The sequence below is a fragment of the Teichococcus deserti genome, from assembly GCF_001982615.1.
Taxonomy (GTDB): Bacteria; Pseudomonadota; Alphaproteobacteria; order Acetobacterales; family Acetobacteraceae; genus Pseudoroseomonas; species Pseudoroseomonas deserti.
This window is the reverse complement of record NZ_MLCO01000592.1, coordinates 1-561: the sequence shown is the minus strand read 5'-3', so window position 1 is coordinate 561 and position 561 is coordinate 1. Positions and strand designations below refer to the sequence as shown.

The window sequence follows — 561 nt, the reverse complement described above, 5'->3', positions numbered from 1 at the left end:
GGCGGCGGCGAAGAAGTCCCCGGACACGCTGAACTACGCCACCAGCGGCGTCGGCGGCCTGGCGCATGTGGCGACCACCCTGCTGCAGTCGGAGGGCGGCTACCGGGTCGTCCATGTCCCCTATCGCGGCGGCGGCCCGGCCACCCAGGACGCGGTCGCCGGCCACGTGCCGCTGTTCATGTCCAACGTCGTGGTGATCAACCAGCACATCAAGTCGGGCACGCTGCGGCCGCTGGGCGTCACCACCAAGGGCGAGAGCCGCCATGTGCCGGGGGTGCAGAGCTTCGCCCAGCAGGGGGTGGGCAATTTCGAGGCGCCGACCTGGTGGGCGGTGCTGGGCCGCGCCGGCACGCCGCAGCCGATCGTCGACAAGATGCATGCGGCGCTGGTGAAGGCGCTGGCGGATCCGACGGTGCGGCAGCAGATCGAGGAGCAGGGGGCGGATGTCGCCGCCAGTACGCCGGAGCACTGCGCCACCTTCATCCAGGCGGAGATCGCCAACTGGGGGAAGGTGATCCGGGAGAACGACATCCGCGCCGACAGCTGAGGATGAGGCCAGCC

General features: G+C 70.8%; 1 protein-coding gene. It reads left to right on the top strand.

The features are described from left to right. A partial coding sequence (locus BKE38_RS30250; protein ID WP_278247668.1) for a tripartite tricarboxylate transporter substrate-binding protein occupies positions 1 to 547 on the top strand: 547 nt, incomplete at its 5' end. Between the last annotated feature and the right edge of the window lie 14 nt (positions 548 to 561).